General features: G+C 57.8%; 17 protein-coding genes. 8 read left to right on the forward strand and 9 right to left on the reverse strand.

The genetic code is table 11. The annotated features are described in order from the left end of the window. Positions 1-84 precede the first annotated feature (84 nt). Positions 85-870 (forward strand): SDR family oxidoreductase, encoded by a 786-nt coding sequence (locus tag HMPREF9238_RS06875; RefSeq protein WP_016444737.1) that lies wholly within the window; start codon positions 85-87, stop codon positions 868-870. Between the two features lie 3 nt (positions 871-873). Here the strand turns inward: HMPREF9238_RS06875 and HMPREF9238_RS06880 are convergent, their stop codons facing one another. Then, positions 874-1,680, reverse strand: coding sequence for a DeoR/GlpR family DNA-binding transcription regulator (locus HMPREF9238_RS06880; RefSeq protein WP_016444738.1), 807 nt, complete (start codon positions 1,678-1,680; stop codon positions 874-876). A gap of 181 nt (positions 1,681-1,861) precedes the next feature. On the opposite strand from HMPREF9238_RS06880, the gene HMPREF9238_RS06885 reads away from it, so the two are divergent. Genes HMPREF9238_RS06885 through HMPREF9238_RS06895 form a run of 3 tightly spaced genes read left to right on the forward strand, consistent with a single transcriptional unit; the run spans position 1,862 to position 5,073 of the window. Continuing rightward, positions 1,862-3,385: an FGGY-family carbohydrate kinase gene (locus HMPREF9238_RS06885; protein WP_016444739.1), complete on the forward strand. Its 1,524-nt coding sequence runs from the start codon at positions 1,862-1,864 to the stop codon at positions 3,383-3,385. After that, complete coding sequence (locus HMPREF9238_RS06890; protein WP_016444740.1) at positions 3,382-4,413, forward strand: 2-hydroxyacid dehydrogenase; 1,032 nt, start codon at positions 3,382-3,384, stop codon at positions 4,411-4,413. The genes HMPREF9238_RS06885 and HMPREF9238_RS06890 overlap by 4 nt, the downstream gene beginning before the upstream one ends. 6 nt (positions 4,414-4,419) lie before the next feature. After that, positions 4,420-5,073 carry a class II aldolase/adducin family protein gene (locus tag HMPREF9238_RS06895; RefSeq protein ID WP_016444741.1) on the forward strand — a complete coding sequence of 218 codons (654 nt, stop codon included), beginning with the start codon at positions 4,420-4,422 and terminating at the stop codon, positions 5,071-5,073. Between the two features lie 96 nt (positions 5,074-5,169). On the opposite strand, the gene HMPREF9238_RS06900 is transcribed toward HMPREF9238_RS06895, so the two are convergent. The 4 genes from HMPREF9238_RS06900 to glpK all read right to left on the reverse strand — a co-directional run bounded on the left by HMPREF9238_RS06900 (position 5,170) and on the right by glpK (position 11,214). Beyond that, on the reverse strand, positions 5,170-6,453 hold the full coding sequence (locus tag HMPREF9238_RS06900; RefSeq protein ID WP_016444742.1) for an anaerobic glycerol-3-phosphate dehydrogenase subunit C: 1,284 nt from the start codon (positions 6,451-6,453) through the stop codon (positions 5,170-5,172). Continuing rightward, the gene (glpB, locus tag HMPREF9238_RS06905; protein ID WP_016444743.1) at positions 6,453-7,712 is read right to left on the reverse strand and encodes a glycerol-3-phosphate dehydrogenase subunit GlpB; all 1,260 of its coding nucleotides are present in this window, start codon (positions 7,710-7,712) and stop codon (positions 6,453-6,455) included. The genes HMPREF9238_RS06900 and glpB overlap by 1 nt, the downstream gene beginning before the upstream one ends. Then, the gene (gene glpA, locus HMPREF9238_RS06910; RefSeq protein ID WP_016444744.1) at positions 7,709-9,298 is read right to left on the reverse strand and encodes an anaerobic glycerol-3-phosphate dehydrogenase subunit GlpA; all 1,590 of its coding nucleotides are present in this window, start codon (positions 9,296-9,298) and stop codon (positions 7,709-7,711) included. The genes glpB and glpA overlap by 4 nt, the downstream gene beginning before the upstream one ends. A 389-nt stretch (positions 9,299-9,687) precedes the next feature. Then, complete coding sequence (gene glpK / locus HMPREF9238_RS06915; protein ID WP_016444745.1) at positions 9,688-11,214, reverse strand: glycerol kinase GlpK; 1,527 nt, start codon at positions 11,212-11,214, stop codon at positions 9,688-9,690. 290 nt (positions 11,215-11,504) lie between these two features. Here glpK and HMPREF9238_RS06920 point away from each other — a divergent pair, with 290 nt between their 5' ends. Further along, positions 11,505-12,473, forward strand: a complete 969-nt coding sequence (locus tag HMPREF9238_RS06920; protein WP_016444746.1) for a sugar-binding transcriptional regulator — start codon at positions 11,505-11,507, stop codon at positions 12,471-12,473. A 14-nt stretch (positions 12,474-12,487) separates the two neighbouring features. Beyond that, positions 12,488-13,015: an amino-acid N-acetyltransferase gene (locus tag HMPREF9238_RS06925; RefSeq protein WP_016444747.1), complete on the forward strand. Its 528-nt coding sequence runs from the start codon at positions 12,488-12,490 to the stop codon at positions 13,013-13,015. A gap of 107 nt (positions 13,016-13,122) precedes the next feature. On the opposite strand, the gene HMPREF9238_RS06930 is transcribed toward HMPREF9238_RS06925, so the two are convergent. From HMPREF9238_RS06930 to HMPREF9238_RS06945, 4 genes are all read right to left on the reverse strand, one after another. After that, positions 13,123-13,683 carry a PIN domain-containing protein gene (locus HMPREF9238_RS06930; RefSeq protein ID WP_040316829.1) on the reverse strand — a complete coding sequence of 187 codons (561 nt, stop codon included), beginning with the start codon at positions 13,681-13,683 and terminating at the stop codon, positions 13,123-13,125. A gap of 78 nt (positions 13,684-13,761) precedes the next feature. Beyond that, on the reverse strand, positions 13,762-14,469 hold the full coding sequence (locus HMPREF9238_RS06935) for a PspA/IM30 family protein (protein WP_016444749.1): 708 nt from the start codon (positions 14,467-14,469) through the stop codon (positions 13,762-13,764). Between the two features lie 101 nt (positions 14,470-14,570). Next, a complete protein-coding gene (locus HMPREF9238_RS06940) occupies positions 14,571-16,532 on the reverse strand; it encodes a coiled-coil domain-containing protein (protein WP_156824410.1) in 1,962 nt (653 codons plus the stop codon). Positions 16,533-16,575: 43 nt separating this feature from the next. Beyond that, complete coding sequence (locus HMPREF9238_RS06945) at positions 16,576-17,832, reverse strand: hypothetical protein (RefSeq protein ID WP_156824411.1); 1,257 nt, start codon at positions 17,830-17,832, stop codon at positions 16,576-16,578. A gap of 115 nt (positions 17,833-17,947) precedes the next feature. Between HMPREF9238_RS06945 and HMPREF9238_RS06950 the strand changes: the two genes are divergently transcribed. Together HMPREF9238_RS06950 and HMPREF9238_RS06955 are read left to right on the forward strand one after the other, a co-directional pair. Then, positions 17,948-18,325, forward strand: a complete 378-nt coding sequence (locus HMPREF9238_RS06950) for a cold-shock protein (RefSeq protein ID WP_016444752.1) — start codon at positions 17,948-17,950, stop codon at positions 18,323-18,325. After that, positions 18,318-19,061, forward strand: coding sequence for a DUF3027 domain-containing protein (locus HMPREF9238_RS06955; RefSeq protein WP_016444753.1), 744 nt, complete (start codon positions 18,318-18,320; stop codon positions 19,059-19,061). Before HMPREF9238_RS06950 ends, HMPREF9238_RS06955 begins: the two co-directional genes overlap by 8 nt. Positions 19,062-19,106 lie beyond the last annotated feature (45 nt).

The raw sequence follows: 19,106 nt of genomic DNA on the forward strand, positions 1-19,106 counted from the left end.
GCTAATAAGGGTAACCAAACCGAACATGTCGCGCCGTGAGTTCCCGGCCCTATTAGGCTGGGATTAAAACCGTTAGGAGTTGTCATGGATCTTCAAATCGGCGGGAAAGTTGCATTTGTCGCGGCCTCAACCTCCGGTCTTGGTAGGGCAAGCGCCCTCGCGCTTGCAGCGGAAGGCGCCCGCGTTTGCATCACGGGGCGCAACGAGCAGGCACGTGAGGAAGTTGTGAGTCAGATTCGCGAGGCCGCAGGAGTTGCACTGTCGGTGCCGCTCGATGTTGAGGATGCCGCCTGTGTTGAGAAAGCCATTGACATGTGCGAGAGTGAGCTCGGCCCGGTGGACATCCTGGTGTTGAACGGGCCGGGCCCCAAACCTGCTTCGCCCACAACAATCACGAGTGAGGATGTTGCTGGTGCCGTAGCGCGCCTCATTGAACCGCACGTGCGCATGGTGAATCGGGTGCTACCCGGAATGCGGGAGCGCGGCTGGGGCAGGATCATTGCGATTGGCTCTACTGCGGTGGTTACACCCTCGCAACAACTGGTGCTCTCCACGATTGGGCGCCAGGGTTTGGCAGGCTATTTGAAAGCCTTGTCTCAAGAGGTGGGAGGTGACGGCGTAACCGTGAATATGGTGCACCCGGGACGCATTTTGACGCCGCGTATCGACCAGCTTGATGAGGATGCCGCTGCGCGCGAGGGAGTGCAGGCTGTAGATATTCGCCAGCGGTTTGAGCAAAACATTCCGGCGAAGCGCCTGGGTGATCCGGCTGAGCTGGGCGCCACAGTTGCGTTCTTGGCCTCGCAACAGGCGGCCTACATCACGGGCACTGCTGTCCGCCTAGATGGGGGAGTAACGCCCGTCCTGTAGCGGCTAAATCACGTGCACGTCACTACAGTACTTGCGCAGGTTCGCAACGTCCCCGGGGCGGGTATGGCTGGTTGTGTAGATAGTAGTGAACTCATCGAGTGACGCGGTGCGCTGCCAGGCGGCGCGCGAGAACTTGTTGTGATCTAGCATCAACACCTTGCGTTGCGATGCCTGCAGTATCGCTCGCTTCATGTTCACCACGAAGTCTTTCGGGTTGTAGATCGCACCTGACCAGACGGCCGCATCTGACATGAAGGAGATATCGGCGCGGAAGTCTTTGACCATTTCGTTAGCGTGCGTTCCGTAGAAGGAGTCCGCCCAGTTTATGTAGTGCCCTCCCAGCAGGATTAGCTGGTGTGAGTGTACTTCGCTAAATTCGCGGGCCACGTGAAGCGAGTTAGTGATGATGGTGAGCGACTTTACGTGTTTCAAAAGTGGTATCAACGGCACGTTAGTTGTGGAATCATCCAGGATGATCACGTCGCCGGGAGATACGAGTTTTGCTGCCGCGTGAGCGAGGGCGCGTTTTTCATCCAGCTGGCGTTTAGCTCGCACGGCGGCGGGAAGTTCGGCCGTGGAGGGGGCAACCGCGCGCAAAAAACCTTTAGAGCGGATGATGATGCCCTGATTTTCTAACGCTTGTGCGTCCCGGTAGGCGGTGGCGGTAGACACGTGGAGGGCGTTTGCGATCTGCTCAATGTGGAGCTCGCCCAGCTCAAAAAGCGTGTCGGTAATCCATTCGCGTCGGCTGGGCGGATCTGACCAATCGCTTTGGGTGGGGACCGGCGCTGGCTCAGGTTTGGTGACCATGATTAGAATCCTTGCGAAATTAATGTGAGATAACTTCAGAATAGCTGAAACTGACGGCTTTCTTCGCATTAAATTCTCAATATATTGAGAAAAACTGCAAGTCTATTGATAAAAAGGTGCTTTCATTCTAGCCTGGCTGTGGTGAGCGACATTGGGGTTGCTCGGTTTAGGGAGGATAGCTGTGCAAGAAGTTGTTATCGGCGTGGATGGCGGCACTACAGCAGTAAAGGCTGTGGCATTTGATCTGCACGGAAAAATTTTGGCAACGCATCACGAAGCAGTTCCGGTGCAGTACGGGGACAACGGTGAAGCTGAGCAGGACATGAATCAGATTTGGGAGGCCGTGGCTACCTGTTTGCGCGAGGTTGCAGGCGAGGTCAAGGACTCTAAGATCGTTGGTATCGGTCTTACCGGCCAGGGCGATGGTGCATGGCTGATTGATGAGGCCGGCGAGCCGGTACGTCCGGCGGCGAACTGGTTGGATGGGCGCGCCGCAAAGCGCGTGAAGCAGTGGGACGAGGATGGTCGCGCTGCAAAGGTACTGGAGGTTACGGGTACAACTACGTTTGGTGGCCTGTTCCCGGTATTGATCGAGGAGCTGGCGGCCACGCAGCCCGAGGTTGTGGCCCGCGCGGCCACGCATTTGAACTGCAAAGACTGGATCCGGTTTAAGCTCACGGGCGAGCGCTTAACCGACTACACGGAGGCTTCGCGCTCGTTCTTGGACGTGCGTACAACCGATGGGTTCAGTGAACAACTGGCTAAGGATCTGGGGCTCGAGGAATACGCAAGGCTGCTACCGCAGATCCGCCGCGCGGACGGCAAGGCAATGCCCCTCAGTGAAGAGGCAGCGCGTGAAACCGGTATTCCTGCGGGTACCCCGGTTGGTGTTGGCATGATCGATGTTGCGGTAACCGGCATGGGCCTGGGCGCCCTCGAAAATGGTGACTCGTGGCTAATTCTGGGCACCACCGCTTTTGTGGGAACGCTACTGCCGTCGGTTAGCGAGCGTCGATCCGACCTGTCGATGGTGCTTGCCACGGGCAATGACAAGCAGGTGCTGGAGTTCATGGCTCCCATGACGGGCACGCCCAACCTCGACTGGATCCGCAAGGTGCTGGGCTTGGAAGAAAATAGTTGGTCCGAACTGGAAAAGCGTGCCCGCATGTCAAAGCCCGGCGCTTCCGGCGTGGTGTACCTGCCCTACGCCTCGCCCGGCGGCGAGCGTGCCCCCTTCCTTGACACGAACGCGTCGGCCTCGTGGGCGGGAATGTCGCTCACGTCCAGTACCGAAGACATTTTGCGTTCGGTGTACGAGGGCGTGGCGTTCTCTCTCGTCGAGTGCATTAACACGCTCCAGATCCACTCTGACCTGGTGGTCTCTGGCGGCGGCTTCCGCTCCGACCTCATTTGCGAGATTCTGGCCGATGCCACCGGGCAGACCGTTGTGCGTCAGGATGCGCCCGAGGCTGGCGCTCGCGGAGCCGCAGTGTTGGCGCTGGTATCCGCCGGTCGTTTTGACACCGTAGAGGAAGCATCGGAGGCTCTACGCACCTCGCTAGAGACCTTCGAGCCGGACCCGGTGAAGTACGAGATGTACAAGAAATCACATGAAGTGTTCGTTAAGACGCGTCAGGCTTTGCAGCCGGTGTGGCCGGAAATGCGCGAGCTGCGTCGCAGCGGTGGGGAAAGGAGCGAGGCGTGAAAGTTCTACTCGCATCAGACCAGTTTCTAAGGGACGACATTTTGAAGGAGACGTTGCTAAGAGAGCTTCCTGACGCGGAAGTTTCTTCGATTGCCTCCACCTGGCCCGTGCCCCCATTCCATGACGTGGGTGAGGTTCGTGAAGCCCTCGGTGACGAGGACGAACTAATCGAAGCTCTGCAGGGCGTTGACGTAGCGTTTTCACACACGTTTCCGTTTACCGAAAAAGTGATCTCGTCTTGCCCTGACCTCAAGATGATCACGATTTGTAGAGGCGGGCCGGTAAACGTAAACATTGACGCCGCAACTAAACACGGGGTGCTCGTCAGCTACGCACCGGGCCGCAACGCGGTAGCAACCGCGGAGCACACGGTTGCGCTGATTCTCGCTGCTGCTCGTCAGATCGCGCAGCGCCACATGGAGGTTGTGGGCGGCCAGTGGAGGTCGGACTACTACATTTTCGACAACGTTGGGCCCGAGATCGGATCTTCTACCGTTGGCGTGATTGGCTACGGCAACGTCGGTAGGCGAGTGGCCAACATTATTGCCGCATTTGGGGGCAGGGTGCTGGTTTATGATCCGTGGACTAAGGATCGCAGCGGCGCGGACAATATCGAGTTCGTGGACGATCTTGAGGATCTGCTCAAGGCCGCGAATATCGTTACGCTTCACGTGCGCGAATCAAAGGAAAACACGCGCATGATGAACGCGGAAAAGTTTGCGCTCATGCCGGAAAGCTCGATTTTTATCAACGCTGCCCGTGGAACGCTTGTTGATTACGACGACCTTGCGGATGCGTTAGATTCTGGCCACCTGTTCGCAGCGGCGCTCGACTGCTTGCCAGAAGAGCCCCTGCCTGCCGATCACAGGTTGCTTAAGACGCCCGGTATCACGTTCACCCCGCACCTTGCGGGCGCGTCCAAGAATGCCTCAATCCTTGCCGCCAAGATCGGTGCCGCAGACATCGCCGCATTTGCGCGCGGCGAAACCCCCGCCCATGTTGCTAACCCGGATGTTCTCAGAAAGTAGGAAACCATGCTTCTAGCAGAAGTACGCCAAGAAATCGTAGAAACCTGCCTGTTCATGCAGGCCGAGAAACTAATTGTGGGCACCGCCGGAAACGTTTCCGTGCGAGTGGGTAACCTCGTTGCCATCTCGCCCTCCGGTGTGCCGTATGAAGAAATGACCGCCGCAGACGTCGTAGTCACCGACATGGAGGGCAACATCGTAGACGGTAAACTCAAGCCGTCTTCGGAACTGCCCCTGCACCTAAACATTTACAAGTCCACGGACGCGCTGGCCGTTACCCACAACCATGCTCCGGCCTCCACCGCACTGGGGTTGGTGGTTGACGAGATCCCCACATCGCACTATTACAGCGCGATGTTTGGCGGCGCTATCCGCGTGGCACCCTACGCGGGCTTCGGCTCTAACGATCTGGCAATCAATGTAACTAAGGCGCTGGAGGGGCGCACTGCGGCGCTTATGAAGAACCACGGTGCTATCACCATTGGCCCCACCTTGAAGAAGGCGGTCAACGGTTTGCCACTACTGGAATACATCTGCGAGATTCAACTGCGAGCACTCTCAACGGGCCTGCCCGTGGCGCTACTCTCTGATGAACAGATGCACGATGCCGGAGTCGGCATGGCGGATTACGGCAAGCAGCCCGCGCGCGACAAGGACTAGCTGACTAAGCTTAAACGCTGCCAATTAGTGTCCAGTTGAAATGGGACGCGGCCCCGATTTCTCGGGGCCGCGTATTTAATTTAGTGTGGGATCTGGCTACTTCTGTGCTGCGGCAGAGGCGTCAATCGCGCCTTCCAGCAGATCGTCAGATAGGCCGTATGCCCAGTGCAGAAGCGAAACCGGGTGAATCATCTTTGCACCGGATCCCTTTGCCAGCTGCCAGCGGCACGTTTCCGTGTCACAAGCGGCGAGGTCGGGGTTGTTGCGGCGAATGAAGTCGAACACGGGCTTGCCAACAGCTTCAGCAATCTCACGCTTCTCTGACTTCATACCATACGTGCCCGCGATGCCACAGCAAGGCTGGTTCGATTCCACTACCTTGACGCCCGGGACGAGCTCCATGAGCTCCACGGCCGGCATGCCCATAGCCTGGCTCTTCACCTGGCAGGGCTGGTGGTAAGGAATCGTCATATCGAGGTGGCGCAGGTTCTCCACCGGAAGCTCACCCTTGTAGTAGAGGTCAAGCAGGAACTCCGACGTCTCCACGGTGCGCACTGAAACGTCTTCTAGGCGCGGATCATCCACCCCCATGATTTCCTTCGCTTCATGCTTCAACATGCCTGCGCAGGAACCGGAGGAGGACACGATGGTGAGGTCTTTGCCTTCAGAAAGAAGGGCGTCACAAAGGCGTAGCACCTTCTTGGTTGCACCGCCGAAAATACCGTTCGACTGCTCAGCTAGGCCGCAGCATCCCTGCTTCGGCACTAGGACCTCATAGCCGAGATGCTCAAGTAGCTCAATGGTGTGCTTTGAGGTTTGAACCTCGAAGTAGCCACCTGCACAACCGTGGAAGAACACGATCGGGCCGCGCGGTGCAGGGCCAGCCGGAGCCTTACGCCTCTTCAACCATCCACGGAGGGACTGGTTGTGCGCGGTTGGCATAGGAGCTCCCTCAGAAACGCCAACCACAGCGGAAACGACCTTACGCAGTGGCTTGATGCCGAGCGCGGCGTTCGCAACCGGGGCGAACGGGGTCATTACCTTGCCCATGAGATCGGTCTGCGTGATCAAGCGGTCGCGAACCGGCATGCCATTTTGTGCCTTCATGACCGCGCGGGCCTGTGCGTTGATCTCTGCGATCTTCACGCCCTGCGGGCAAACCATCGTGCAAATGCCACAACCCGAGCAGTAGTCCAGGGAGTGGTCTACGGAGTGGCCGTGGCGGAAACGCTCCGCCTGCGGGCCCACAAACTTAGGTCCAGGGAACAGAGGAGTTACGCGGGCCACCGGACACTGCGTCTCACAGATCGTGCACTTAACGCAGTTGTCAAGGGTTGCACGCGCAAAGTTTTTCTGTGCCTGCTTCAATGGGTCACTCATTACTTACCTCCGAGAATCGAATCGGTTGCCCGAATCATCGAACCAAGAGCGATGCCTTCGCCCGACTTCTCTCGCCAACGCTTAGCGCCAGCAATCGTTCCACCAATAACGCGTACGTTGTCGTAAACAACCTTGCCGTCGCGGTCCAGCGGCTTCATCTCGCCATCAACCGCAACACCCACCTTGAACAGGTTCTGTTCCTCGCCCCAGTAATTACCGTGAATGAGGTCGGGCAGTTCCCCGCCCGTCACAGGCAACCCAAGTGCGCGTTCAAAAATCTTGCCGTAAGAATCCAGCGTGAGGGCACCGGACTCGAAACCGCCGCCCGCGAGGACGACGTTGTCGCAAGCAATCTCGCGGCCGCCGCCAGCACTGTCGGTGATCACGTGGGTGACGCGCTTACCATCCGTTTTCACACCGGTAACTTCAGCGCCGAGCATCAGGCGAACGCGCAGATCCTTAACCCGCTGCGTGAGCTTCTGATTCAGCCTCATGCCGGGAACCGACGGAGGCTGCAAAGCGATCTCAAACACCGGGTGTCCAAGGAGTTCACGGAACTGCTTCCACACGCCCTCACCGTTTACGCCGAGGACGGCGGGAAGGGCTACGACCTCACCATCTTCCACATGTGGGCGGATGGCGTCAGCAAGCTTGCGGAGCAAAACCGGATCTTCAAGTGCGCGTGCAAACGCTAGCGCATTCGAATCGACTTCGCCTTCGCGAACCTCGAAGTCCAGTATCAGCGTGCGTGCCTTGATCGGTTGGCCGTCAATCTCTTGGCGCTCCAAGTTGCCCACCACAAACTCTGGGAAGAAGTCCTTCATTTGTTTGAAGCCAACCACCAGGTAGCGTTTACCCGGCTCGATCGCGCCCTCCATCATCGATGGCTGAACAATGCAGGTGGGGCGCATAGCGCCAATAGCTGAGGGGAGCAGGACGTTCTTCTCGACGTCACCAACCAGCAGGCCTTCGCCCACCTGGTCCATCATGAACTTAACGCCCTCACGAACAGCATCCCCGCCAATGATGGAGTACGGGTGATCTCCTTCCGGGGTGCCCTTTTCGAACTTGTTTTCCGCGATCGTTTCTAGTGGCTTTTCGAGGCGATCCGGGGCGTAGCCAAGAACGTCGATCGTGCCCTGGGAAAGTTGCAGGCCGCCGATGCCTTTCGTGGCCAAAATAACGGGTTCGCCGGCCTCGCGAAGCCGGATCGCTGCGGTAAGTCCCGCGATACCCGCACCAATAACTACTGTCGTCATCGCACTGCCTTACTGTTGTTGGAATCGTCCGCCGAGGGAAGGTGCTCAATGTCGTAAATGCCCTGGAAGATCCAGTCATCAAGCGCCGTTTGACGAGTCTGACGCCCGTACAGGATCGGCCACAAACCAATCCACCTGTTCTTCAGGAACAAGCGCATGAGTTCCGTAGCTTGAGCTGCATCACCACGCCCCATCTGCTGGGTAATGCCCGCAGCGCGCATCGAGCAGAAGCCGCCCTGGCACGGGCCCATGCCCAGGCGAAGCTGACGACGCAAATCGTCAAACGTTGCATCCGGTTGCGCCTCGAGGAGGGCTTCAAACATCTTGCGGTTCATGAGCTCACACTCACAAACGATCTGCTCATCAAAGCGGTCATCTTCACGCTCTTCGAGACGGTGAGTGACCTCGTAGTTGTGACCGCGTTCCGTTCCCGGCATGATCTCTTCTGCCGTGCGGCAGGGGCGCCAATCGTCCATCTGGCGGCACATCACGTCAACAACGTTCTTCGCCATCAAACGGTAAGTGGTGAGCTTGCCGCCAGCAATAGTGAGCAGGCCGCCAATACCGTCACGCGTGGAGTGGTCGATGATCGACATGGTGCGCGACATGTGGCGCGTATCCGAAGCATCCACGCGGCTATCCCTAATGAGCGGACGAGCACCCGCCCACGCGTGAACCGCGCGAGCCTCGCGGAAGCCGGGAATAAGAGCTTCGCCAGCATCCAGCATCTGCTGAACCTCGTTGCGAGGAATCTCGAGATGGTCCGGATCTTCCACCTTCACATCCGTCGTACCGATAATCGAAACCGTGTGCACCGGAACGATAATGTCACCATCGGAGGGGTAGATACAGCGGTTCACAACCTGGTTAACCAGGCGGTGGTTCATAGCGATCATGATGCCGCGGCCCGGAACAACGTCCACGCCGTGTGCGCCGGCCATCGCTGCGATCTGACCAGACCAGGGGCCACCAGCGTTGATCACGAACTTACAGTTGATACGAACATCCTCGCCGGTCTTGGTGCCGTGTGCGTGAACTGCGATCACCTGGTTGTATGCGGTCTCAATCTTCTCTACGCGGTGGTAGGTGAGAACCTCACCGCCGTATTTCTTTGCGGAACGGATTGCGCCCCACAGCATCGCCCATCCATCAACCGTCTTGTCCTTCACCTTGAATGCGCGGAGCATATCCGGGTTTAGACGGGGCTCTTGTGCAAGTGCTTCGGATGGCTCGATTTCTTCTGCCCACACGCCGGTAGCTTTAGCGCCGGCAAGGAACTTGTCACCAAACTCGGGATCATCCTCGGGCGTCACGATAAAGAGGCCGCCCGTGTCCTCAACCGCGTCTGGGTGCAGGTTCGCAATAATCTCGTTTTCTTCCGCACACTCGGCTGCCGAAATGGGGTCTGATACGACGTATCGGCCACCGGAGTGGAGGAGTCCGTGGTAACGGCCCGTGGTGCCCTGACCAATATCGGCGCGTTCTACTAAAACCGCTTTGAAACCACGCATAACGAGGTCCCTCAGCACGCCGACACCGGTTGCTCCACCACCGATAACAACGACTTCTGTGTCGAGTTTCTTCATTGATCACTCCTGGTCATCAGGGAGTGGCCGCACCCGCAGCCACTCATCACACCTCCAGGCTAGGACGAAAAACTTTCCCGAATTGCAGATTTTCGGATTCCCAATTCTGGGCATGCCCGCTGAAAATATGTGCAGATGTGTTTTAGTGTTTTCCTTGTGTTTACGCGGATTTTTAACTTGGGTGAATAAGGTTCAGTACAAGCGAGTGTTACTTTGGTGTTCCCGTTTGCACGTTTGTGAACACTTGAAGATGCGCATTTAAGAAACAGGCTACTTAGGTAAATGGTGATGACCATCTCTTGACAGAGCAAAATAAAACCAGCTCGAACGAATGTGCAAGTAGTTGTGGCCCCGAAAAATCGGGGCCACAACTACTTGGAAACTAGGAGTTAAGCGTTGCTAACATCTTCGTCAACCCAGTCGAAGGTGCGGGTTACAGCCTTCTTCCACAGACGGTAGGTGCGCTCGCGCTCTTCCGCCGCCATCTTCGGCGCCCAGCGCTTGCCCTCAGACCAGTTGTCGATGACGTCCTGCTCGCCCTGCCAGAAGCCAACTGCAATGCCGGCCGCGTATGCAGCACCAAGAGCAGTGGTTTCCGTGACCTTCGGAGCCACAACGTCTACGCCAAGCACGTCAGCCTGGAACTGCATGAGCAGTTCGTTAGCGACCATGCCGCCGTCGACGCGAAGCTCGGTCAGGTCAACACCCGAGTCAGCGTTCATAGCGTCAAGGACCTCGCGGGTCTGGAACGCGGTAGCCTCAAGGACAGCGCGGGCGATGTGGCCAGCGGTGTTGTAACGCGTGAGGCCAACGATGGCGCCGCGAGCGTCATCCTTCCAGTACGGAGCGAAGAGGCCGGAGAACGCCGGAACGAAGTACACGCCACCGTTGTCCTTCACGGACTTGGCCAGCGGCTCGATTTCCGGAGCAGTGTGGATCATGTGCAGGTTGTCGCGGATCCACTGTACGAGCGAGCCGGTAACAGCAATCGAACCCTCGAGTGCGTACTTGGTTGGCTGATCGCCAATCTTGTAGCAAACGGTGGTCAGAAGGCCGTTCTGGGACTGGACGGGATCCTCGCCGGTGTTCATGAGCATGAAGCAGCCGGTGCCGTACGTGTTCTTAGCCATGCCCTTTTCGAAGCAAGCCTGGCCGAACGTTGCGGCCTGCTGGTCACCCAGGATGCCTGCAATCGGGGTATCGATGATCAGGGAGTTCTTGGAGCCGTAGCCGTAGATCTCCGCAGAAGAACGGATCTCGGGGAGCATCGACATCGGGATACCCATGTCAGCGCAGGTATCCTCGCGCCACTTCAGCGTCTTGATGTCCATGAGCATCGTACGCGAAGCATTCGTTACGTCAGTGACGTGAACACCGCCATTCGGGCCGCCGGTGAGGTTCCACAGCGTCCAGGTGTCCGTGTTGCCGAACAGGAGGTCGCCAGCCTCGGCGCGCTCACGAGCGCCCTCTACGTTGTCAAGGATCCACTTGATCTTCGGGCCCGAGAAGTAGGTGGAAAGCGGGAGGCCACAGCGCTCGCGGAAGCGGTCGTTGCCCTCTTCGCCAGCGAGCTCGCGCACGATGTCGGCCGTGCGCGTATCCTGCCAAACGATTGCGTTGTAAACCGGCTGACCAGTGTTCTTGTCCCACACGATCGTGGTTTCACGCTGGTTGGTGATACCAACAGCGGCCAGGCTGTGACGGTTGACAGCGGCACCTGCAAGTGCCGAGCCAATTGCCTGGTCGACGTTGTCGCGAATCTCGATTGGGTTGTGCTCTACCCAGCCGGCCTTCGGGAAGATCTGCTCGTGCTCGAGCTGTCCTACCGAAATGATCTCACCATCGTGGTCGAATACAATCGCGCGAGATGACGTAGTGCCCTGATCAATGGCAAGTACGTACTTCTTTTCGCTCATGTTTACCTTCACTTCCTTGTGTAAACAGTTGAATGAATGGGCGAATCAACAAGCGTTGACCTGTGTCGCTGCACTTTTGTGCCATGCATCACGAAGTCTATCGTTCATCTTTGAGATTTGCACCGCAAATCGATCAGGTCACCGGTTTGCAGTTAGGCTTCGGAAAATACTATCTGGCCATCAGTAAAGCAGCATCAATAGCTAGTTGTATCCCAAAAATGTGGCATAGATTGCACATATGAACTCCTAACCGCCTGAATTGAACAGCCGTGCATGGCAAACTATGAAGAATGAGCATACGTGATAACGATGCGCACGAAGCTGCATCAATGTACTACCTGCAGGGCGAAACCATGGAAATGATCGCCCGTCACCTCGGAGTTTCCAGGTCATCCGTGTCGCGACTACTCGCATACGCCCGCGAATCCGGCCTCGTCCGCATTACTGTGGCGCCAGCCCCCGGCGAACGCGGCACGCTAGCTGGCGAACTCAACCAGATTTTCGGCGTCCGCTCAACCGTTGTGCGCGTGCGCGACCACGACACTGGAGTGAACCGCCTCGACTCCGTGGCTAAAGTTGCGGCCGAACGCCTACTTGATTTTATCCATCCCGGTAGCAAGATCGGTATTGCGTGGGGCAATACCACCGCTGAGGTTGCCCGCAACCTCACTCCGGTGAACATCGATAACACCACGGTGGTGCAAATGAACGGTGCCGCCAGCGCATCGGGCACGGGCGTTAACTACATCGATACCACCATCTCGCGGGCAGCGGACGCCCTGGGCGCCTCCATGGTGCACTTCCCGGTGCCTGCCTTCTTTGACTATGAAGAAACCAAAGAGGCCATGTGGCGCGAACGCTCCGTCAAGACCGTTGTGGATCTCATCTCCAAAGTTGATGTGGCGGTGTTTGGCGTGGGTGCCTTCGGTGGTGACGTGCCCTCCCACGTGTACTCTGCGGGATTCCTCGACCCGTCCGAGATTGCCGAAGCGCGCAACGAGGGCGTTGTGGGAGACATTTGTACCGTGCTCATCCGCGAGGACGGCTCCTACGAAGATATGGCCATAAACCGGCGCGCGTCCGGCCCCACCCCGAGTCTGCTAAAAACCATTCCCACGCGCCTTTGCGTGGTTGCGGGTGAAGCTAAGGCTATTCCCCTCATTGGCGCGCTGCGAGCCGGCGTTGTCACCGACCTGGTGGTTGATGACCGCACCGCCCGCCGAGTGCTGGAACGCGCGCGCACTACCGGCCTGCGTTAGCCATACTGGAGGGGATGCTTAACCAAACGATCCAGACCGTTGCGGGCAAAGTGCAATTGCGCTTTGCCCGCCCGGCTGACGCCCGCGCGATCTGGAACCTCACCAAGCCGTATGTGCAACAAAAAATCCTCGTAGACAAGCCGCTCATTGCCTATTTTGAGGACATCCAAGAGTTCATCGTCGCCGAAAGAGACGGCGAAGTAATAGCGTGCGGCGCCCTCCACGTCCTTTGGGATGACATTGCGGAAGTGCGCACCCTTGCCACTGCCCCAACCGTGCGTGGAAGTGGGGTGGGCTCGCTGATATTAAACGCCCTCATCGCGCGGGCGCGCGACCTGCAACTAAAACGTGTTTTCTGCCTGACATTCGCCGTGGATTTCTTTGCTCGGCACGGTTTTGAAGCGTTTGAAGGCATGGCTGTGGGGGTAGATGTTTACCAAAAAATGTTACGCACCCACGATGACGGTGTGCGCGAATTCCTCGAACTCGCCTCCGTTAAACCCAACACCCTAGGCAACACTCGCATGATCTTGCATCTTTAGGACACCGGCGCAGTGGGGCCGGCGCGAGCCGCAATGCGTAAAGCAAAGGCGGCCTCCAACCCCTGTTGCAAACCGCCCTCACTAACCGATTTTTTCCGTGCGCACTGCTAGATGAACTCGTACGGGTCGAAGTCCTCCAGATCGATAATTCGCAAGCGAGGCAGGCGCACCTGGAATGCGTCGATACCGTGCTCGATATCGATGATCTCCAAGCCCTCGTCGGTCAGATCGTGCAAACCTGACGAGATGAACTCGGGAAAACCGAGGATCCCTACGCGGCGGCCAACTTCAAGCAGGTGCTTGATTTCCGGCTCGTAATCGCCGTCATGACTGGCTAAAATCACGTCCCCGTAGCCGCGTTCACCGATCGCGTTCAGCGTCCTTTTAATGCCCTGATCAACCACTTGATCATCCGGTATGCCCGCCAGAGGGATCGGACGGTAACGCATTGCGAGTAGCGCCTGCACGAAGTTCATCGGCATATAACCCGAAGAAGCATTTAGAAAAAACAGGCCCTTTACCGGTTGGTTCCACAGCTCCTCAGCCGAAGTTAGAACGCGATCCCACCGAGGGCGCTCCTCCGAAGCGGGTTTGCGATCTAGCACCGAGACACCAAGCGTGGTGTCAATGTTTTCACCGTCAATTATTAGATAAGTAAGCGGATCCATTTTGATGCTTTCAATGGGTGGGGCAAAAGCCCCACCCATGTAGTTGAAATATGTAGTTGAAGTCTTGTGCCTAAAGGTTTAAGGCTTCTTCTTTAGAGCGGCCAAGCGAGCCTCAATTTCGGACTGCTCACCCAAGTTGTCCAGCTCGTCGAACTGGGATGCGAAAGAATCAGCGGCAACCTCAGCGCGGCCCTGAGCCAGCGCCTCTTCGCGACGAATCTGATCCTCAAAGCGCGAAAGCTCCGAGGTGGGGTCAAGCACGTTAATAGAGCTGACCGTATCCTGCAACTTGGTTTGCGCGGCAGCCGTCTTTTGGCGGGCCACCAGCTCGTCGCGGCGGCGCTTCAATTCCTCCAGCTTTTCCTTCGATTGGGCCAGGCCAAGCTTTAGCTTGTCTACTACCTCAGTCTGGCTTGCAATCATCGGTTCCGCGTTCTGCGCCGACTTCTCGTAGTTAAGCTGCTTGCCAAGAGCTACCTTGGCTAGGTTGTTCCACTTATCAACCTCAGCCGGATCGGTAGCGGCGTCGGCGCGGGCAGAAGCGGCCGCAGCTTTCTCGCCCCACTCCTTCGCTGCCGCCACGTCGGAGTCGTAGTCGGCCTGCGCAAGACGGAGGTTACCGATGGTCTGCGCGACGGCCTCCTCGGCCTCTGCGATCGAGTTCGTGTAGTCGCGAACAAGCTGATCAAGCATCTTCTTTGGATCCTCAGCGCGATCCAAAAGGGCGTTGATATTCGCCTTAGCAAGTTGTGTAATGCGGCCTAGTATCGACTGCTTCTCTGCCATGTTGATGTCCTTTCATGGAAAACGCTGGGGCTTGGCGCCCAATACGCGCACAAACGTACGTCTTCAGTATATATGTGGCGCACGATTCTCCGCGCGTCAAATTAGAACTTGCCGGAGCCGCCCGAGCTAAAACCTCCGCTGAAACCGCCGAAACCACCGGAGCTGAACCCGCCTCCAAAACTGCTCGATCCGCCCGACCCGAATCCGCCGCGCGAGCTGGAACCGTAATTGTTGTTTGATCCGTTCCCAAACAAAAGCCCGCCTAAAATCAGCGACGTGAGGTCGATCCCTCCATTGGAACCACCCGAACCGGACGGAGGCGTGGGGCCGGAAGATGAATCGAGTGCCCGGTTTGCAAGCACGAGCGAGTCAGCGAGCAAATCCAGGGCTTCCATAGGGGAGGAAGGCGCGACCTTCGCGGCCTCTGCGCGCTTGGCCTTAGCTCGCGCGATGAGAGTTCGCGCCTGTGAACTAGCGCTGAACGGGTGGGCGGAAACGTGCGAGTCCGCACGGACAATCGCGGCGTCTACCTCCGCGAATCTACGATCCAAGCGAGCATTGGTGCGATTTTGCTTTTCTTCTGCGTTGCGTAGTGGTAGCAATGCGTTGTCGAGGGCATCCTCGGCTTCGTGAAGTTCAGTGAGCGCGCTCAATGGATCCGCCCCGCCCCGACGGGCGGCATTCCCATGTTCGATAGCGCGGTGAGCATCTTCAACCAGCGGGCCAAACGAGGCTTGGTTGTGGGCAAGACGCTGAACGTCTTCCAGGTCCGACGAGATTGAGCCAATCGCTTGGGCAAGCTTGTTCTTAGCATCGTTCAGGTTCGCTTCTGCGCTCATGACCTCATTGATCTGAGAAAGTGCCTGCGTGAGGGCGCGTAGCGCAAGATTCACGTGGAATACGCTCGTCTTACGATCCGAATCCTTACTAGCCTTTGCCTCGGCTAGCGCTTGGCTCGCCGCATCGAGCAGACGGTTTGCCTCGTCTGGATTGTCCAAAATGGATTGCAAAACCTGATCGGAATACGTGAGGCGAAGCGACTTGATCTCCAGCTGAGCATGACCAACCCGTTCGTGCGCCTCACTAATGCGCTGGTCAATACTCGAAATATTCGAATCGATATTAGATTCGACATCCCGTAGCTCGCCAAAACGCTTAGCCTGCGCGTCCAAAATTGTGTTCACCCGAGCTAGATCTTGTTCTAGTGAGTCAACCAGCTTGGTCTGCTCGTCGGGGTTGGTTTCCGACTCCATCTCGGGCTGCTTCTTGAAGGCCTTAGTCATTATAGAGCTAGCCTCATCCAATGCCTGCGCAAACTCCGTGGTTTCCAGCTCGCCAAACTGAGCCTGAGCAAATGCCAGGTCTTCTCTTGCTGCTCGAACCGCGTCGTCGGTCTGCATCATTGAAACATTCAGCTTCTTAATGCGATCTTCCAGGCGCTCTGCGCGGTGCTTACTGGTCTGACGCAGGTGCTTCTTCGCGTTTCGTTGAGCTGCTACAACGATGAGAACGAAGCCGATAAAGCCTATGAAAACTATGATGAGTAAGACCCTGTCCGCAAAATCGCTATCGTAACCATCATCCGAGGTACCACTTGAGCCGTTCTCGCTGGTGGACAGGAGTCTGGAGGTGTCGGACAACGCGGCTGTCAGGTTTTCGGGCGTTATACCCCCACGTAGGTTTGAAGATCCCGCGGCCGCCGCAGAGTTTGCCCGCGACGAATCAACAGGAGCGGCGGGTCCCAAACAAATGTTGTACTCGCCAAGTTCTGTTGCAATCGCGTAAACCACCGCTGACGCAGGCAGTGACGGGTTGTCGTCCCCCAACCGCGAACACCACGAGGTGGGTGATGAGCCGTCCCAGTCTTTCGTAATGACCATGTAGAACGGGAAATCCACCGAAGTTGTGGTCACGGTTTCAAGCTGGGCCTTAGTTTCGGCGTCCAGAACCCCAACCTCATCAATCACGTGAGAATCATCGATGCGCACCGCAGCGCTTGCCGTTGACGGCAAAAACATGAGCAGGGCAGTTGCGACAGCTATCAGTACAGAGCGCTTCTTCATACCCTTAGTTTTGCGTAAAAGCACGCCCCTGTCAGTTCAAAACTCAAACTTCGCTCACTATAAGCGCGATCTGTTCACACGTTTTAGTGATCTGCTCGCACGTGCGCGCCGGTAAGATGGGGCGTTCATTTTGCGGGCCGGCCTCGAGCAAGACGAGGCATCCCGCGAGCTTCTTCAAGTTTTCAACCTCTACATTTCCACGCAAATCAATCAGGACTTCAGCCAGGCGCGTTGAGAGGATCGCCAGGCGGGTCCATTCCTCGTCATTGCCCGCCACGCGCGCCCATTCCTTGGCTGGCAAATACTTGCCCGTTAAATCAATCGCGCGGCGGATCCACACCGCCTGTAGCAGTTCAGCCTCAATCTGCAACAGATCTGTAGCAGATGGGTTCTGCAGGGCGGACAGCGCCTGCACGGATTCAGACACGAGCTTTTGTGCGTGAGCCAAGCCGGCGCGCATGCGCGCAGAAACCTCAGAACCCGCAGTGGGGGAGACCTTCGCAACCTCCAGGCGGGCTACGGCAAGCCCCTCCTTAATCTCGCTGGCAAGACGGGCCAGGCCATACGTTGGATCCGGGCTCACGTAGCGGCCCGCACGAACCGAGGCGCGATGCGGGTTAACCGTAGCGGGCTCGTCTGTCCGGTAGGCCGCAAGGGCGTGCGCGTACTTGTTTGCCCGCAGGGTGCGTAGCGGCGTGGCCGGCTCTTTAAGAGCTAACACCGCAGCATTCATCCGCGTGCAACCTGTGGGAAGCTCGGCCTTGCCCTCCACCACGGTCACGTCGGCCAAACAAGGCGCCGCAAGCGCGCGAGCCCGGCCCAGCGCGAACCGCAAATCTGCACACGCGTCCTCGCCAAACATCCACCGCGAAGCCCAGTACTCGCGGCGCATTTGTCGGATTGCGCCGTCCAGGTCAAATGCGCTTAGCGGATCCGCCGCAGGCGTTAATACTTCGTTTGCATCTTCTTCGCTTTGGCCCTCGGCTTCGATTTCGATTTCAGAGGAAGTGGATTCCCCCTCTTTATCCGAATCGGTGGCGGCCGGGTGAACTTCGGCTGATTTGCTGGCAACGGTTCGCGCTGGTTCTGTGGGCGAGGCCGTAGCGTTGCTGGAGGGGGACAGTGCAGATGTAGGTGCCTCTTCAAAGCTTGCGGCGGGGGCCTCGCCGCGCTGCTGATTGCGAGAATGTCGCGCAGAAACTACAACGACAACCGCAACGACCATGAGCGCCGCGCCCGCGCCAAACAACCAAACCACCGTGTTCACGTGGCCTCCCTCATCAATACTGCGATGCGCCACACCAACCAACTTTCAGCGCAAATGCGCTACCCCTTGGCGATGATAATGTCTCTCGCACTATCATAGGGGCAAGACGTAACAACAGAAGCGAGAAAAGCAGACTTAGGAGGCCCCAGTGCCCACCGGCAAGGTGAAATTCTTCGACGCGGATCGGGGATTCGGATTTATCGAAGGAGACGACGGTGAATCCGTGTTCCTCCATGCATCCGCACTGCCCGAAGGCGTCCGCGCGCCGAAGGGGGGCACTCGCGTTGAATACTCCGTAGTTGACGGCCGCAAAGGGGCGCAGGCAATGTTCGTAGAGATCCTGCAGTCCTCGCCCTCCATAAGTAAACTCAGCCGGCGCAAGCCGCAGCAAATGGTTGGGCTAGTTGAAGACCTAATTAAGGTACTCGACGCCGCATCCGGCTCGCTCCGCCACGGGAAATACCCGAATAACTCTGACAAGATCGCGGACCTGCTCCGCGCTGTAGCGGATGATTTTGATGCCTGAAAACGAAAAGAACGAGCCTGCGGTAGCGGCCGACAAGATCCTAAAAGACGCGGTAAGCGAGACCCTTGATATCGTCCTCGAAGTCGTTGAACCAAGCGAAATTGGCGAACATCTCGGTTACCGCGCCGAAGGTGAGCGCCTGCTCACGCACTTCTTTGCTGCAAACAAAGAGGGCTACCAGGGTTGGCACTGGGCGGTAACCGTATCCAGGGTTCCGCGAGCGCGGCGCGTCACCGTATCCGAAATTGACCTCTTGCCCGGCCAAGGGGCCCTCCTCGCACCCGAATGGGTGCCGTGGGAGGAACGCTTGCGTCCGTCCGATGTCTCCCCATCAGACGTACTGCCGTACCGCCAGGAGGATCCGCGCCTCACCTTGATCCGCGACTCCAAGTACGGGTCAGACGAACCACCGCTCTCGCGCGTACGCACCCTCTCCCCGGAAGGAATCGACGCCGCGCGCACCCGGTGGCGCAGGCGCACCCGCGCCAGGGTGAACAAGACCGATTCGAAATCCACGTGCGCATCCTGCGGATTCCTCGTAGCCCTGCGCTCCGAGCTGGGAGAGAGCTTTGGTGTCTGCTCTAACGAGTGGTCCGGCCATGACGGCCGCCTCGTGCCCCTCACGTACGCGTGCGGCGCCCACTCCGAAACCGACGTGCAGGAAAACGGTAGCCATTGGAACGTAGTACCACCGCGCGTGAACGAAATGGACCTAGAGGTCATCACTGATCTCTAAAACCCGAAAACACGCGGAAAATGTGACCCCCGCTACCCGGTGTCC

Source organism: Gleimia europaea ACS-120-V-Col10b, from assembly GCF_000411155.1.
Lineage (GTDB): Bacteria > Actinomycetota > Actinomycetes > Actinomycetales > Actinomycetaceae > Gleimia > Gleimia europaea_B.

Excerpts from the sequence above, each read along its gene's own strand:
- HMPREF9238_RS06875 (WP_016444737.1), top strand. The coding sequence starts at position 85 with ATGGATCTTCAAATCGGCGGGAAAGTTGCATTTGTCGCGGCCTCAACC.
- HMPREF9238_RS06880 (WP_016444738.1), bottom strand. The coding sequence starts at position 1,680 with ATGGTCACCAAACCTGAGCCAGCGCCGGTCCCCACCCAAAGCGATTGG.
- HMPREF9238_RS06895 (WP_016444741.1), top strand. The coding sequence starts at position 4,420 with ATGCTTCTAGCAGAAGTACGCCAAGAAATCGTAGAAACCTGCCTGTTC.
- HMPREF9238_RS06900 (WP_016444742.1), bottom strand. The coding sequence starts at position 6,453 with ATGAGTGACCCATTGAAGCAGGCACAGAAAAACTTTGCGCGTGCAACC.
- glpB (WP_016444743.1), bottom strand. The coding sequence starts at position 7,712 with ATGACGACAGTAGTTATTGGTGCGGGTATCGCGGGACTTACCGCAGCG.
- glpA (WP_016444744.1), bottom strand. The coding sequence starts at position 9,298 with ATGAAGAAACTCGACACAGAAGTCGTTGTTATCGGTGGTGGAGCAACC.
- glpK (WP_016444745.1), bottom strand. The coding sequence starts at position 11,214 with ATGAGCGAAAAGAAGTACGTACTTGCCATTGATCAGGGCACTACGTCA.
- HMPREF9238_RS06920 (WP_016444746.1), top strand. The coding sequence starts at position 11,505 with ATGAGCATACGTGATAACGATGCGCACGAAGCTGCATCAATGTACTAC.
- HMPREF9238_RS06925 (WP_016444747.1), top strand. The coding sequence starts at position 12,488 with ATGCTTAACCAAACGATCCAGACCGTTGCGGGCAAAGTGCAATTGCGC.
- HMPREF9238_RS06930 (WP_040316829.1), bottom strand. The coding sequence starts at position 13,683 with ATGGATCCGCTTACTTATCTAATAATTGACGGTGAAAACATTGACACC.
- HMPREF9238_RS06935 (WP_016444749.1), bottom strand. The coding sequence starts at position 14,469 with ATGGCAGAGAAGCAGTCGATACTAGGCCGCATTACACAACTTGCTAAG.
- HMPREF9238_RS06940 (WP_156824410.1), bottom strand. The coding sequence starts at position 16,532 with ATGAAGAAGCGCTCTGTACTGATAGCTGTCGCAACTGCCCTGCTCATG.
- HMPREF9238_RS06955 (WP_016444753.1), top strand. The coding sequence starts at position 18,318 with ATGCCTGAAAACGAAAAGAACGAGCCTGCGGTAGCGGCCGACAAGATC.